Origin of the sequence: Halorubrum sp. 48-1-W (assembly GCF_003287355.1) — an archaeon.
In the GTDB taxonomy this organism is placed as follows: domain Archaea; phylum Halobacteriota; class Halobacteria; order Halobacteriales; family Haloferacaceae; genus Halorubrum.
Window position 1 is genome coordinate 109387 of sequence record NZ_QMIM01000010.1, and the last position, 13968, is coordinate 123354.

Consider the following 13968-nt stretch of genomic DNA (forward strand, 5'->3'; position numbering starts at 1 on the left):
GACGGGATACCGCTCCACGTGTTCCCCGGGTCGGACGGCTGTCCGACCCGCTCTCTGGAGTATCGGAGGGGGTGGTGCCGTCCGACACCGATCTCGTATACCGTATGTTGCGATATTTTTTGCTGGTTCGAGTTTCGGGGGAGTCGCGGATCGGTCGATAGCGACTTCGGTGGACGATGTCGAGGATGGGGGTCGTGGGGTTCCTCCTCCGGGATATATACGGGTCGCTCCCGGATGAGAGGACGATGACGGAGCGAGAGTACTTCGGGACGAGCGGCATCAGGGGACGTGTCGGCGCGGACGTCGACGCCGACCTCGCGCTCACGGTCGGGCGTGCGCTGGCGAGCGAGGCCGACCGGGTCGTCGTCGGACGGGACGCGCGAACCAGCGGCTCGACCCTCGTCGACGCGCTGTCGGCGGGATTGACCGAGTGTGGGACCGACGTGGTCGACGTCGGGGTCGAAGCGACGCCGACGGTCGCCCGCGGGATCGCCGAACGGGACGCCGACGCCGGGGTCGTGGTGACCGCTTCGCACAACCCGCCACGGGACAACGGCCTCAAGCTGTGGCAGCCCTCCGGGCAAGCGTACGACCGATCCGGTCAGGACCGTCTCGTGGGGCGGATCCGGACGGGCGATTTCGATAGACAGTCGTGGGACGCCCTCGGCGAGCGGTCGTCGTGGACGGACGCACGAACGAGCCACGTCGAGGCGATCGCCGGGGCCGTCGAGGTGTCGGATCCCCCATCGGTCGTGGTCGACCTCGGCAACGGAGCGGGCGGCGTGAGCGTCGAGGCGCTCCAGGCGATCGGTTGCTCGATCGAGACGCTCAACGCCCAGCCGGACGGACGGTTCCCGGGACGACCCAGTGAGCCGACAGCCGAGAACTGTTCGACGCTCGCTGCGACGGTCGCGGCGACCGACGCCGACCTCGGGATCGCTCACGACGGCGACGCCGACCGTATGATGGCCGTCACCGGCGACGGGGAGTTCGTGCCCGGCGACGTCCTGTTGGCGCTTTTCGCCCGGGAGGCTATCGAGCAGGGCGACCGGGTCGCGGTCCCCGTCGACACCAGCCTCCTCGTGGCGGACGCGCTCGAGGACGTCGGTGCGGAGGTCGTCCTGACGCGCGTCGGCGACGTCTTCGTCGCCGAACGGGCCAGGGAAGGCGACGTCGTCTTCGGTGGCGAGCCGAGCGGGGCGTGGATCTTCCCCGAGGACACGCTCTGTCCGGACGGGCCGCTGGCGGCAGCGAAACTGGTCGAACTCGTCGCCGATGCGGGCCCGCTGGCAGCGCAGGTCGACAGCATCGATCGGTACCCCATCCGTCGGACGACCTTCGAGGTCTCCGAGAAGGCGGCGGTCATGGAGCGGGTCGCAACCGCCGTCCGGGCCGACTACGACGACGTGAACACCCTCGACGGGGTCCGGGTCGAACTCGGGGACGCCTGGTTCCTCGTGCGTGCGAGCGGAACGGAGCCACGGATCCGGGTGACTGCCGAAGCTCGGAACCCCGAGCGAGCGGACGCCGTCTTCGAGACCGCCAGTGGGCTGGTCGAGGACCACCTCCGGACCGACTGACGTCGGCCTATTCGTTCCTCTCCCGTACCTCGTATGCGTCCCGTCGTTAGACGGTGATCTCCGAGCCGGTCTCCAGGCCGTCGAAAACCGCGAGCGCCCGGTCGAGGCCGGGGTCCCGCTCCGCGGTGTTCCGCATCACGACCGTCTCGCTCGGGAAGAGGTGCTCGCCGAGGACGAGTCCGTGGTCCCGCGCGGTCGATCCGGTAACGGTGAGATAGACGCCGAGACCCGTCTCGGCGATCGCCGCCTCCTCGGGGACCTCGGAGTCCGGATAGACGAATTCGACGCCACGGAGCGTATCCGTCCCCAACACCGCGGTGACGAGACGCTCGTATCGCGGCGAGATGCAGAGCGGACCCTCGTAGCCCGCGAGGAACTCGCGATCCAACTCCTCGCCGGGCGCGAGCGCGTCCGGTCGCCCCATCAGCGTGTGGTACACCGTGTCGCCGAGCCCGCTCACCACGCGGACGTCCGTGTCCACCGGGTCGATCCGGTCGTTGACGTCGGCCAGTCCGGCGAGGCCGGTCTCCCGGATCCCGACCACCTCCTCCAACACGAGGTCCGCCGAGTCGAACCCGAGCGCGAACTCGTGGGTCCGGAGCGCCCGGAACGGCTCCTCGCGGCCGACGAGCTTCAGGTCGACGTTGCCGACGGTGACAGTCGCCGCGTCGAAGACGATCCGGCGCGGCTTCCCCTCGCGATCGTCGCGGAGCAGGGTGAACTCCGGGTTCTCCGGTTTCGACGGGTCGGAGTACTCCGCGAGCCGGTTGTACGGTCCCTCCTCCGCCTCGACGGACCCCTTCGTCACCGCCTTCTCGTAGCGGAGCGTGTTGCTCACGCGGTCGGCGAGCTCGTCGAGTTCGTCGGTTCGCCCGGCGTCGGCGATCCGCTCGAGAACGGCCTCCAGCGGACGACCCTTTCGTGGAACGGCGACCGGGAGCGGGTCGGTCATTACCCGGAGTGGGTCGCCGCGGCTAAAACGGGTTGCGCTTTCGAACGGCTACGGGCCGAACGCCTCGTTGAGCCGCTTTCGGAACGCTTCGAGCTCCTCCAGGTGGTCGTCGATCGCTTCCAGCTCGGCTTCGACGTCCTCGAGGTCGTCCCCGAGCCGTCCCTCGACGTCGGTCAGCCGCGAGTCGACCTCCGCGAGGTCGTCCCACAGGTCGTCGAACTCCTCCTCGAAGCGGCCGAACCGTTCCTCCACGTCGTCGATCCGCTCGTCGGCCCGTTCGACGCCGGCAGCGGCGTCGTCGACCTCCTCGTAGAGCGTTTCGACGTCGTCGCCGACGTCGTCGAGCGCGTCGTCGAGTCCGGCGAGGTCGGCCTCGAGCGAGGCCACGTCCCCGGCGACGTCCTGTACGGTCGCTTCGAGCCCGTGAGCGGTCGCTTCAACCGCCGAAACGGTCTCCTCGAGGCCCGCGACCGTCGTCTCCGCGGAGTCGACGTCCTCGCGTACCGTCGTGACGTCGTCCTCGATCGATTCGACGTCGTCCGCGAGCTCGCCGTGTGCCCGTTCGCCGGCCGTGAGTCGGGTATCGAGGGAATCGACCGTGGCCTCCACCTCGTCCACGCGGGCGTCGAGCCCGTCGAGGACTTCGCGGGCGGTCCCCTCGTCGTCGATGAACTCGGCGAGCGCGTCGGCGTACGCCTCGATGTCCGACACGCTCGACTGGAGTCGACTGATCCGGACGTCGACGCTTCGCGGGACGCCGAGATCGAGTTCCGCACGGAGGAGTTCCATGTCGTCCTCGTCGACCTCCCCGGATCGGATCTCTTCGGCCAGCCCTGCCGCGATCCCGCCAGCTGTCGCGCTCGTGGTGACGCCTTCTCCTTCGGGTGCGGACGTCGTCTCCGCTCCATCGTCGTCTTCGGCCGCTTCCGCTTCGGTCTCTTCCGCTTCAGCCTCGTCGTCTTCGGTCTCTTCCGCTTCAGCCTCGTCGTCTTCGGTCTCTTCCGCTTCGGCCTCGTCGTCTTCGGCGTCGGTCCCCTCGTCTTCGGTCGTCTCGTGTGGGGTAACCGCCGCAGTCGTCCCGTCGGCGACCGTCCGGGGTTCGGGTACCACTGCGTCTGGTTCGGCCCCGTCTTCGGGCTCGACCGCCTGCTCGTCGAGGGGTTCCTCCTCCATGCCCGGGAGCGTCTCGCGGTCCCCGGAGAGGACTTCCCGAACCGCATCGGTCTCGCCGGTCCCGAGCACGTCCCCGATCTCCTCGCCGACGGGGACGTGTTCGATGATCGGCGTTGCGAGGAATCCATCTAGGTCGGGGTCGTCGTCGCGGATCCCGAAGACCGTCTCGACGGATTCGCCGGGCTCGAGGACCCGTTCGAACTCCACCCGGTGGTCCTTGTACGCCGTCCAGTTCTCGCTCTCGTAGTCGGGGTGGAATCCCACCCGATCCATCGGGAACACGTCCGGAATCCGGTCGACTATCCGAACTCGAACCGCGTCGTCGCGGTGGGAAGAGAGATCGAAGGTTACCGCGGGTACCGGGAACGCGTCGTCGGTGAAGGACTTCTCGACCCGGATGCCGTCCTCCTCCACGGTCGTCGCTTCGGCCGTCCGTTCGTTCATACGCTACCCTCCGTAAGCAAAGGCTTAAATTCCATGGGCAACCTCTCAGGGGTGATAACTGACTTCCGCGCCGAATGTCCGGCGAGACGACGGGCTACAGCTCGATCCGGTCGCCGATCTCGACGATCTCCAGCCGTTCGGGATACTCGAAGCTTCGGGCGTGTTCGTGAAGCGCCGTCGGGTCCGCCGTCAGCCCCTTCCACATGTCCCAGTGGGTGGGGACGAGTCGATCGAGCTCCAGCGCGCTCGCGGCCTCGACGATCTCGTTCTCGTCGCTATACCACTTGGTTCGAACCGGCTCACCGCTCTCCTTGTCGGGGATCGTTCCCACCGAACCGAACGCCAGGATCCCGAGATCGACGTCGTACTCCCCGGCGAGTTCCGGGAACGACGGCGAGGGTTTGCTGTCACCGGCGTGGAGCACGGTCCCCGTCGGGTGCTCGATCACGTAGCCGACCGGATGGGTCGCGTCCGGGTCGTGCGTCTCGACGACGTGGACCGTGAACTCCCCGATCCGGAGTTCGTCGCCCTCGGTCACCTCGGTGAACTGCTCGCCGTCGACGGCCCACTCCTCGGTCCACCGCTCGTCCTCGCGGGCGACGGCCAGCGAGTCGTCGGGCGCGACGAACTCACACCCCGTGTTCGCGAGGATCGGGGCCTGTGAGGGCCCGTGGACGTGGTCGGTGTGTTCGTGGGTCGCGAGCACCGCGTCCCCGACGTCGACGTCGTCGGGGTCGAACGGGACCGGGATCATCCGCACCGTCCGCGGCGGGTCGCCGGTGCCCACGTACGGGTCGATCCAGAGGACGGTCCCGTCGCGACCCTTGATCGCGAACCCGTTACAGCCGAGATACCACAGCGACACCGTCTCGGGGTCGGCCTCCGCCACCGCGTGCGGCAGCCAGTCGCCCCAGTCGGAACGCGTCATGTCTCCCCCTGTCTCGGCTTGCCCCCTAACCGTTCCGGAGTCGGTTCGGTTCGTGTCAACAGATGTCATGATCTCTGTTCGATCTGCGCCACATAAACCATATATTGCGATACCAAATTGTGGGTCCGTCCGAAACACCACAGCTCCGGAGGATGGGCCCGTTTCGAGGCGTATCGAGTCGATACAAGGGTGCTGCTTACCGATCGAGTACTCGAGTCGTCGTCCACGTGTGAGGAGGCCGCATCGTTCGACGGTCCGTGTGCTCTCGACCCGTCCCGTCTCGTAGCCGGCCCAGCCGAACGTCCCCTGGAAGGAGATCGCGCGGACCAGCGGGAGCACTCCCGTCACGCTGGCACCTGCTCTCTTCGCCCGGCGGCCCGCCAATACACATCTACTTTTTACGGTTCGTTTGGTGTCATGCCCGGTCATCCGTTCCGACGTATCGTTCGACATCCGCTCGAGTTCGTAGACGTGTCCGTGTAAACGAACTACGATAACGACGAGGTCCCCGGATCCACGCTGTAGTGATCCGGAGAATGAGGTGGATAAACGCCCGAAAAGACGAGCCCTGGGAACGATCTCGCTGGATGTCGGACGCGCGTCTTCGTTCAGATCTGTCGCTCTCATCGATCCGCTCTCGTTCGAACGTGTTTCTCTACTCGAATTCGGAAAGACGATTGAGCGATCGACCAAACGAGTTAAGTCATATCGGGTTATATCGATATGTATGTCGATACTCAACCGATTGCTCGGCGGCGAGTCGAACGACGAGGAGAGTTGCTGTGACATACAGATCGAGGAGGTAGACGCCGACGAACCCGCGGAGGATGCGCCGAACGGGAGTGCCGATCGCACGGAGGACTGACCGGCGATGTCGAACGACCCGAACGCGGCAAGCCGTGCGGGCTCGGAATCCGCCAGCGGAACGCTCCGACGGACGGAGGAGGGAACCTGCTGTGACGGTCCGTTCCCGGCGACGCGACGCGCCGAGGACGCGGCCATCGAGGCGGAGCTGTCGTCGTTCAAGGCGCTGGCCAACCGAAAGCGGCTCGCGATCGTTCACGCGCTCCGGGAGGGCGAGCTCTGTGCCTGCGAACTGGAGGCCGTGCTGGACGCGCCGCAGTCGACGGTCGCGTCCCACCTCCGGAAGCTTCGCGACGCGGGTATCGTCAACACTCGTAAGGACGGGAAGTGGACGTACTATCGGATCGCGGACACGGCGAGCCTCCAACTGCTCGATCTGGCCGCTGCGCTGGGAGAGGATCGATGATCCCAGCGGGAACCGAATCGGCATTGCTCGATTCGTGGGACTACTTCCTCCACCTCGCGATGGTCCTCACGCCGCTTTTCATCGGCGCGTCGTTCCTCGTCGGCCTCGCACAGGAGTACCTCCCGCCCGAGCGCGTCGAGGAGATGCTTCGATCGCGCGACCACGGGAGCGGGAACGTCCTCGCAGCGGGACTCGGCGCCGTGACGCCGTTCTGCTCGTGTTCCACCGTTCCCGTCCTGGCCGGTCTGCTGGGTGCCGGCGCGCCGACGGGTATGGCGTTTTCGTTCCTGATCGCCTCGCCGATCGTCAACTGGATCGCCGTGTTCCTGCTCTTTGGACTGTTCGGGACCGCCGTCACCGTCGCGTACGTGACGACCGCGCTACTCGCGGCGATCGTCGCGGGGCTGGTCATCGGGATGCTCGACCTCGACGGCTACGTCAAGGACGTGCGGATCACGGCCGGGGGCCGCGAGATCGAGACCGACGGCGGCGCGCCCGCGCCGGGTGCCTCGTCGACGACCGGCGCTGAGTCCGGCTGTTGTGAGTGCGCGACGGACGCGACGAACCGGACCCACAAGGAACGCGTGACCGCGGCCGGGAGGGGCGCCCTCTCCTTCTTCCGCGACACGCTTCCCTACATCGCGATCGGGATCGCGATCGGCGCGCTGATCCACGGGGCCGTGCCCGCGGAGTTCCTCCAGCGGATCGCGGGGCCGGAGAATCCGCTCGCGACGCCACTGGCCGCGCTCGCCGGCGCGCCGATCTACGTGAGCATCAGCGGGATGTTGCCGATCGCCCACTCGCTCACCGAGGCGGGGATCCCGATCGGCACGGTGATCGCGTTCGTCGTCGGCGGTGCGGGGATCAGCATCCCGAACCTGATCCTCCTGAACAAGCTGTTCGAACGGCGATTGCTCGCGATCTACGCGACGACCGTCGTGACGATCGGGATCGCGATCGGCGTGTCGTTCAACACCGTCTTCGTCGGCCTGCTCTGACCCGGCGTTTCTCGTTCAGGGCGACCGCGAGCCGTCGAGCGCGGCGAGGACGGCGTTCGCCCGCGGCGTGGCGCGATACATCCGCCACTTCCCCGCTTTCCGGCGCGTGACGAGCCCGGCGTCGGTGAGCTTCGAGAGGGCGTGGCTGATCGCGCTTTCGCTCACGTCCAAAAGCGGCGAGAGCTCGCAGACGCACAGCTCGTCGTCGGCCGTGTGGAGCATCCGAACGATCTCGTACCGCGTCTCGTTCCCGAGCGCCGACAGGAGTTCGACGTCGCTCTCGAGGTCGGACCCGTCGATACCCTCGTTCAGCTCCTCCAGTTCCGCGAGCCGTTCGGAGAGCTCCTCGTCCGTACAGGAGCCGTACTCGGCGGCGACGTACCGCTGTAGACGATCGGTCGATGACATACACGCGAGTCAACTACCCCACCCTAAAGGCCTTCGGCGTTTTGAGGGTGGGGCTTGTCCGTGAACTCGGCCTCGAACCCGTCCGGGTGGGCGTTGAACCGAGGCGAGATTAATCGTTATGGACCGTCAGGTCCCAAGTCACCGCACGCGGGGAGCCACCACCGTTATGCCCGTCACCCACGGATCGCCGGTATGCTCTCGAGCGATCGGATGGCAGCCGTCGACGCGAACGCGGCGGCCCTCGGCGTCCCGCGGAAACAGCTGATGGAGTCCTCGGGCAACGCTGTCGCCCGGGAAGTCCGGTCCGCGAGCGAGCCCGACGACGAGGTCGCGCTCGTGTGCGGCCGCGGGAACAACGGCGGGGACGCGTTCGTCGCAGTCCGCTTCCTCGCCGACCGCGACGTGACGGTCCACCTGCTCGGGCGACCGGAGTCGATCGGGACCGCGATCGCCCGCGAGAACTGGGAGGCGCTCCGGACGGCCGAGATCCCGACCGAGACGGTCGGCGACTCCGCCGAGATCGACTTCGGGTCGCCGGACGTCGTCGTCGACGCGATGCTCGGCACCGGCGTCGCCGGCGCGTTACGCGAGCCGGTGCGGACCGCGGCCGAGTCGATAAACGCGCTCTCGTCGGCGGGAGGGGCGCGGGACGGGACCGACCCGACCGTGATCGCCGTCGACGTTCCGTCGGGGGTCGACGCCGACACGGGCGAGCCGACCGGCGGGGAGGGGGCGGTCGCCGTCGAGGCCGACCGGGTCGTGACCTTCCACGACACGAAGCCCGGGCTGGGCCGGCTCGACGTCGAGGTGACCGTCGCCGACATCGGGATCCCGGCCGCGGCGGAGCGGTACACCGGCCCCGGCGACCTCCGCGGATTGGGCCGGGACCCGGACTCGCACAAGGGCGAGAACGGGGAAGTCCTCGTCGTCGGCGGCGGTCCCTACACCGGCGCGCCGGCGCTCTCCGCGCGGGCCGCGCTCCGGGCCGGCGCAGACCTCGTCAGGGTCGCATGTCCGGTACCGATCGCCGACGAGGTACAGGGGTACTCGGCGGACCTCATCGTCCGGGGGCTCCCGGGTGAGTTCCTCGCTCCGGATCACCTCGACCGGATCGTGGAACTCGCTGCCGACCAGGACGTCGTCGTGATCGGTCCCGGGCTCGGCGACGCGGCGGCGTCGATGGAGCTGGTTCGGCGGTTCCTCGCCGAATTCTCCGGGCGGGCGGTGGTCGACGCCGACGCGCTCCGGATCGTCCCCGAGGTCGACACCGACGCGGAGCTGATCTGTACGCCACACCAGGGTGAGCTCCGCGGTATGGGCGGCGAGACCGCGGCCGACCCGGACGAGCGCGCGGAACTGGTCCGGGAGTTCGCTGCGGAGGTCGGCCACACACTCCTCGTGAAGGGCCGGTACGACGTGATCGCGAGCGACGACGGCGGGACGGTTCGGCAGAACAGAACCGGCAACCCCGGGATGACCGTCGGCGGGACGGGCGACGTGCTCGCGGGGACGGTCGGCGCGCTCGCAGCCAGGACCGGCCCCTTCGAGGCCGCCGCCGTGGGCGCGTACGTCAACGGGCTCGCCGGCGACGCAGTCGCGGAGGAGAACGGACACGGGCTCGTGGCGACGGATTTAATCGACCGGCTCCCGCACGCGCTGTACGATGAGTGATCCCGACGACGAACTGACCCACACGACCGCCGACGGCGACGTCCAGATGGTGGACGTGGGCGGAAAACCCGACACGGCCCGACGGGCGGTCGCCCGCGGGGAGATCCGGCTCACGCCGTCCACGGTCGAGGCGATCCGCGCCGACGGGATCGCGAAGGGTGACGTGCTCGCGACCGCGCGGATCGGCGCGATCGGGGCGGTGAAACACACCTGGGAGACGATCCCGATGTGCCATCAGATCCCGATCACGAACGCCGACACCGAGTTCGTCGTCGACGACGACCGCGTCGAGCTGACCGTCGCCGTGGAGACGACGGGCAAGACCGGTTGCGAGATGGAGGCGCTCGAGGGCGTCACGACCGGACTCAACGTCGTCTGGGACATGGTGAAGGCTGTGGAGAAGGACGCCGATGGCGGCTATCCGGACACGCGCGTTTCGGACGTGGAAGTCGTCTCGAAGGAGAAACGAGAACTCGACTAGCCGTCAGAACAGTCCGGTGACGTCGCCGTCGGCGTCGACGTCGATCCGTTCGGCGGCCGGCTCCGCGGGCAGTCCCGGCATCGTCATCACGTCCGCCGTCTTGACCACGAGGAACCCGGCACCCGCCGAGGGAGTCACCTCCCGGACCGTGAGCGTCCACCCCTCGGGGACGCCCGTCAACGAGGCGTCGTCCGAGAAGGAGTAGGGCGTCTTCGAGAGACACACCGGGAGGTCGCCGTACCCCCACGCCTCGAGGCGGTCGACGTCGTCGCTCGCGCCGTCGACGTACTCCACGCCGTCCGCGCCGTACACGTCACGGGCGACCGTCGAGATCTTCTCGCGGACCGGCTCGTCGACGTCGTACAGCGGCGCGAACTCCCCGGTCCCCGCGAGGTCCCGGACCCGCTCGGCCAACTCGATCGCCCCCTCACTGCCCTCGCCGTAGGCGGTCGAGCGGGCGACGTCGATCCCACGGTCGGCGAGCGCCTCCTCGAGGACGGCGAGCTCCGCCTCCGTGTCGTCGGGGAACACGTTGATCGCGACGACCGCCGGAACCCCGAACGACTCGACGATCTCGACGTGACGGCGGACGTTGTCCACCCCGGCACGGACCGCCTCGGCGTCCGGCTCGGCGAGCGCGTCGAAGTCGGCCGGCCACATCTCCAGCCCGTGGCGTTTCGTTCCGCGGACCGTCGCGACGACGACCGCGACGTCGGGAACGATCCCCTCGCGGGCGACGATGTGGGCGAACTTCTCCGCGCCGAGGTCCGCGCCGAATCCCGCCTCCGTGACGAGGTACTCCGAGAGCGACGCGCCGACGCGGTCGGCGACGAGGGTGTTCGTGCCGTGGGCGATGTTCGCGAACGGGCCGCCGTGGACGAGCGCCGGGACGCCCTCGACCGTCTGAACGAGGTTGGGACGGAACGCGTCGCGAAGGAGCGCCGTGACCGCACCGGCGACGCCGAGGTCGGCCGGAGTCACGGGCTCGCCGTCGGCGTCCTCCGCGAGGACGATCCGCCCGATCCGTGTCTTGAGGTCCGCCAGGTCCGTCGCGAGCCCGAGCACCGCCATCAACTCGGAGGCTGCGGTGATCACGAACTCGTCTTGACGGGGGACGCCGCGCGTTGGGCCGCCGAGTCCCACGACCGTCTCGCGGAGCGCGCGGTCGTTGATATCGAGCGCCCGCGGCCAGTCGACCCGTCGCACGTCGACGTCGAGGTCGTTTCCCTGATGGAGGTGGTTGTCGAGCACGGCGGAGATCAGGTCGTGTGCGGCCGTCAACGCGTGGATGTCCCCGGTGAAGTGGAGGTTGATCGCCTCCATCGGCAACACCTGCGAGTAGCCGCCGCCGGCCGCGCCGCCCTTGATCCCGAAGACCGGCCCGAGCGAGGGCTCACGGAGCGCAACCGTCGTCGACTCGCCGGACGCCGCGAGCGCCTGCCCGAGTCCGACCGTCGTCACCGTCTTCCCCTCGCCCTTCGGCGTCGGCGTCATCCCCGTCACGAGGACGGTCGTGCCGTCGGCCCCGTCCGCGGTCGCCGACCGGACCGCGTCCAGTGTGAGTTTCGCGACACCCGCACCCCGCAGGTCGATGTCGTCCGACGTCAAGCCGAGGTCGCCAGCGACCGCCTCGATGGGACGGGTGTCGGTCGCACGCGCGATGGCGAGGTCGGATTCGGGCGCTCCATCGTCGGGGTCTGTCGTCACCATACCTGCCCTTCACGGGGACGGGTCAAGAGCGTTGGAGGTGTTTCTCACGGGGACGGGTCGAGAGCGTTGGAGGTGTTTCTCACGGGGACGGGTCGAGAGCGTTGGAGGTTTTTCGGCCGCGTGAAGGGGCGGACCGTCCGGCACAGCCGAAGAACGGACCCTCCCGAAACCGCGGGAAACGGGTCAGTCGTCGGCGGGTTCGGGGTCGTCGTCCGCCGGCTCGCCGCCGTCGGAGACGGCCACCGCGATGTCGGCGGCGGCGGCCTTGTACTCGGGGATCTTCGCGCGGTCGTCGAGCACGTCGTTCGTGAGCCGGTTCGCGGAGGCGGCCGCGAAGTGTGGCGTCGTCCAGACGACGCCCTCCTTGATATCCTCGGTTACCTGCGCTCTCACCTCGATCTCGCCGCGCCGTGACCGGAGCGTGACCGTGTCGCCGTCCTCGATCCCGTACCGCTCCGCGTCGTTCGGGTGGACGTCGACGAAGTTCTCGGGGTGTTGTTTCAAGAGCGTGGGCGAGCGCCGGCTCATCGTGCCCGTGTTGTAGTGTTCCTCCAGCCGCGCGGTGGTGAGGATGAGCGGGTACTCCTCGTCGGGCACCTCCGCGGGTGGCTGATGGCGGACGCCCTCGATCTGTCCGAGCCCGCTCTCGGTGTCGAAGGAGTCCTCGTAGAGGAACTGGTCGCCCTCGTCGCCCTCCTCGTAACAGGGCCAGTGGAGCCCCTCCTCGCCGAGCCCGTCGTAGGTCATCCCGTGGTAGATCGGACACACCTGACGGAGTTCCTCGAAGACCGCCTCGACGTCCTCGAAGCGGAACGCGTCCTCGCCGAAGAGGCGGCTCCCGACCTCCATCAGGATCTCGAGGTCGTGTTTCGTGTTCTCGTGGACCTTCTCGACGCCGCGCATCCGCTGGACGCGTCGGTCCGTGTTCGTCACCGTCCCCCCGCGTTCGGCCCACGTCGTCGCCGGGAGGACGACGTCGGCGAGCTCGGCGGTCTCGGTCATGAAGATGTCCTGTGCGACCATGAACTCGAGCGAGTTCAGCCGCTCTTCGACCCGGTTGCCGTCGGGCTCGCTCATCAGCGGGTTCTCGCCCATCACGTAGAGCCCGTGGACCGATTTGCCGGCCTCGTGGGAGATCTCCACGTTCGTGAGTCCGGGCTCGTCGGGCACCTCGAAGCCCCACACCTCCTCGACGGATTCGCGGGCCTCGTCGTCGTCGACGAGCTGGTAGCCGGGGAGCACGTTCGGCATCGCTCCCACGTCGCTCGTCCCCTGGACGTTGTTCTGGCCGCGCAGCGGGTTGACGCCGGTCCCGGGCCTACCGAGGTTACCCGTGATCAACGCGAGGTTGATCTCGTTCTGGACGTTGTCGACGCCGCAGGTGTGCTGGCTCATCCCCATCCCGGTGAAGATGGCGGCGTTGTTCGCCATCGCGTACTTCTCGGCCGCGAGTTCGATGTCCTCGAGCGGGACGCCCGCCTCCGCCGCGGCTGCCTCCTTGTCGAAGTCCGCGAGCGTCTCCCGGAGGTGGTCGAACCCCTCGGTCCGCTCCTCGACGAACTCCTCGTCGATCCAGCCCGCGTCGGGCTCCGCCTCGTGGCGTTCGAGGACCGTCTTGAGGACGACGTTGAGGAGGGGGATGTCCGCGCCGGGGTTCACCTGGAGGTGCATGTGGCGGTCGGTCTCCTCGATGTCGAACGACCGCGTGGTCTTGTTGGCGTGGGGGTCGACCTGGATGACCGTCGCGCCCTCCAGGACCGCCTGCCGGAAGTACTGGCTGTTGGCGATCGGGTGCTGCTCGCCGGGGTTCGCCCCCTGGATCCAGAAGACGTCCGCGGCCTCCTCTAAGTCCTCCATACTGTTCGTCATCGCGCCCGCTCCGAGGCTGGTCCGGAGCGCCCAGACGGTCGAGGCGTGGCACATCCGGGTACAGTTGTCGACGTTGTTGGTGCCGTACCGGCGCGCGATCTTCTGGAGGAGGTAGTTCTCCTCGTTCATCGTCTTCGAGGAGCCGTAAAAGCCCATCCCGTCGGGGCCGTGCTCCTCCCGGATCCGCTCCATCTCGGAGACGATCCGGTCGTACGCCTCCTCCCACGTCGCCTCGCGGAACTCGCCCTCTTCTTTGATCAGCGGCTCCGTCAGCCGGTCCTCGTGGTCGATCACCTGCGTCGCTGCGCCGCCTTTGATACAGATCCGTCCCTCGTTGACCGGGGCGTCGCCCCACGGCCGGAAGTTCACGTCACCCAGGTCCTCGCCCTGCTGGATCCCGATCCCACAGCCCACGCCGCAGTACGGGCAGATCGTCTTGACCGTCTCGTCACCCTCACTGGACATGTCGATCACTCGCTCGAAG

The 13968-nt window shown here is 68.2% G+C and carries 12 protein-coding genes; 6 read left to right on the top strand and 6 right to left on the bottom strand.

Annotated features, from left to right (window positions below):
• Positions 1–245: 245 nt before the first annotated feature.
• Positions 246–1580, top strand: a complete 1335-nt coding sequence (glmM, locus tag DQW50_RS05310; protein ID WP_112078323.1) for a phosphoglucosamine mutase — start codon at positions 246–248, stop codon at positions 1578–1580.
• Between the two features lie 46 nt (positions 1581–1626).
• Here the strand turns inward: glmM and DQW50_RS05315 are convergent, their stop codons facing one another.
• The 3 genes from DQW50_RS05315 to DQW50_RS05325 all read right to left on the bottom strand — a co-directional run bounded on the left by DQW50_RS05315 (position 1627) and on the right by DQW50_RS05325 (position 5077).
• A complete protein-coding gene (locus DQW50_RS05315) occupies positions 1627–2532 on the bottom strand; it encodes a hypothetical protein (RefSeq protein WP_112078256.1) in 906 nt (301 codons plus the stop codon).
• Positions 2533–2580: 48 nt separating this feature from the next.
• On the bottom strand, positions 2581–4149 hold the full coding sequence (locus DQW50_RS05320) for a hypothetical protein (protein WP_112078257.1): 1569 nt from the start codon (positions 4147–4149) through the stop codon (positions 2581–2583).
• A gap of 94 nt (positions 4150–4243) precedes the next feature.
• Entirely contained in the window at positions 4244–5077 is an 834-nt protein-coding gene (locus tag DQW50_RS05325; protein WP_112078258.1) for an MBL fold metallo-hydrolase, read from the bottom strand.
• Positions 5078–5804: 727 nt separating this feature from the next.
• Here DQW50_RS05325 and DQW50_RS17810 point away from each other — a divergent pair.
• Genes DQW50_RS17810 through DQW50_RS05335 form a run of 3 tightly spaced genes read left to right on the top strand, consistent with a single transcriptional unit; the run spans position 5805 to position 7345 of the window.
• The gene (locus DQW50_RS17810; RefSeq protein WP_157964846.1) at positions 5805–5942 is read left to right on the top strand and encodes a hypothetical protein; all 138 of its coding nucleotides are present in this window, start codon (positions 5805–5807) and stop codon (positions 5940–5942) included.
• A gap of 6 nt (positions 5943–5948) precedes the next feature.
• Entirely contained in the window at positions 5949–6347 is a 399-nt protein-coding gene (locus tag DQW50_RS05330) for a metalloregulator ArsR/SmtB family transcription factor (RefSeq protein WP_112078259.1), read from the top strand.
• Positions 6344–7345, top strand: coding sequence for a permease (locus tag DQW50_RS05335; protein WP_112078260.1), 1002 nt, complete (start codon positions 6344–6346; stop codon positions 7343–7345). The genes DQW50_RS05330 and DQW50_RS05335 overlap by 4 nt, the downstream gene beginning before the upstream one ends.
• Positions 7346–7360: 15 nt before the next feature.
• On the opposite strand, the gene DQW50_RS05340 is transcribed toward DQW50_RS05335, so the two are convergent.
• Complete coding sequence (locus DQW50_RS05340; RefSeq protein WP_112078261.1) at positions 7361–7753, bottom strand: metalloregulator ArsR/SmtB family transcription factor; 393 nt, start codon at positions 7751–7753, stop codon at positions 7361–7363.
• Positions 7754–7945: 192 nt separating this feature from the next.
• On the opposite strand from DQW50_RS05340, the gene DQW50_RS05350 reads away from it, so the two are divergent.
• Together DQW50_RS05350 and moaC are read left to right on the top strand one after the other, a co-directional pair.
• Positions 7946–9424: an NAD(P)H-hydrate dehydratase gene (locus tag DQW50_RS05350; protein WP_112078262.1), complete on the top strand. Its 1479-nt coding sequence runs from the start codon at positions 7946–7948 to the stop codon at positions 9422–9424.
• Positions 9417–9905 (top strand): cyclic pyranopterin monophosphate synthase MoaC, encoded by a 489-nt coding sequence (moaC, locus tag DQW50_RS05355; RefSeq protein ID WP_112078263.1) that lies wholly within the window; start codon positions 9417–9419, stop codon positions 9903–9905. Before DQW50_RS05350 ends, moaC begins: the two co-directional genes overlap by 8 nt.
• Positions 9906–9908: 3 nt before the next feature.
• Here moaC and DQW50_RS05360 read toward each other — a convergent pair whose 3' ends face one another.
• Together DQW50_RS05360 and fdhF are read right to left on the bottom strand one after the other, a co-directional pair.
• Entirely contained in the window at positions 9909–11615 is a 1707-nt protein-coding gene (locus DQW50_RS05360; RefSeq protein WP_112078264.1) for a formate--tetrahydrofolate ligase, read from the bottom strand.
• A gap of 183 nt (positions 11616–11798) precedes the next feature.
• On the bottom strand, positions 11799–13949 hold the full coding sequence (gene fdhF / locus DQW50_RS05365) for a formate dehydrogenase subunit alpha (RefSeq protein WP_112078265.1): 2151 nt from the start codon (positions 13947–13949) through the stop codon (positions 11799–11801).
• Positions 13950–13968 lie beyond the last annotated feature (19 nt).